The sequence below is a fragment of the Candidatus Symbiopectobacterium sp. NZEC135 genome (assembly GCF_025962695.1).
Window position 1 is genome coordinate 1 of the sequence record NZ_JAGFPF010000976.1, and the last position, 803, is coordinate 803.

2 protein-coding genes are annotated in these 803 nt (G+C 46.7%); both read left to right on the forward strand.

The features are described from left to right. Nucleotides 1-288: flagellar filament capping protein FliD (fliD, locus tag J5224_RS31865; RefSeq protein WP_264628967.1), on the forward strand; the 288-nt coding region annotated here is incomplete at its 5' end. Between the two features lie 25 nt (nucleotides 289-313). Continuing rightward, a complete protein-coding gene (gene fliS, locus J5224_RS31870) occupies nucleotides 314-727 on the forward strand; it encodes a flagellar export chaperone FliS (protein WP_264628968.1) in 414 nt (137 codons plus the stop codon). Nucleotides 728-803: the final 76 nt, after the last annotated feature.

Consider the following 803-nt stretch of genomic DNA (forward strand, 5'->3'; position numbering starts at 1 on the left):
GTAGAGGACTTCTTTGTTGGTGATGGAAAAAATACGGGTTTCGCCACGCAAGTTGGCAGTTATCTTGATGGCGTCCTGAATTCCACCGACGGTACGATCAAAATCGCCAAAGACGGGATTGCCTCAACGATAAAAACGCTTAAACAAACGTATGACCGAACTCAACAAAGCATCGATGACAACATCACACGGCTTAAAGCACAATTTACCCAGTTGGATAAACTGGTGTCGCAAATGAACAGTACCAGTGATTATTTGACCACCCAATTAGCCCAACTGAGCAGCTAAGACAGGTGACCTGAGAGGCCTATTGATGTACAGCAGAACAGGTAGTCAGGCCTACGCGAATGTAGGCCTCGAAAGTAGTGTAATGAGTGCCAGTCCGCATCAACTCATTACGTTGCTTTTTGATGGGGCGCACAGCGCACTAGCGCGAGCAAAAATCCTCATGAATCAGGGAGACATTGCAGGCAAGGGCAATGCGTTATCTAAAGCCATTGACATTATCAACAACGGTCTCAAAGCGGGACTGGATATGGAAAAGGGAGGCGAGTTAGCGGAAAATCTCTCAGCCTTGTATGATTACATGACGCAGCGGTTGACCATCGCTAATTTGCACAATGACGTCCAGGTTATTGACGAAGTGAATACGCTATTGGCAAATATCGCGGATGCCTGGCGACAAATAAACCCTCAGCAACAGGCTGTTAGCAGTGGAGTTGCATGATGACATCGCTACAGCAATTACTTAGTGAGTATCAGCAATTACAGCAACTTAGCCGGAGCATTCTTGCTTTGGCAAC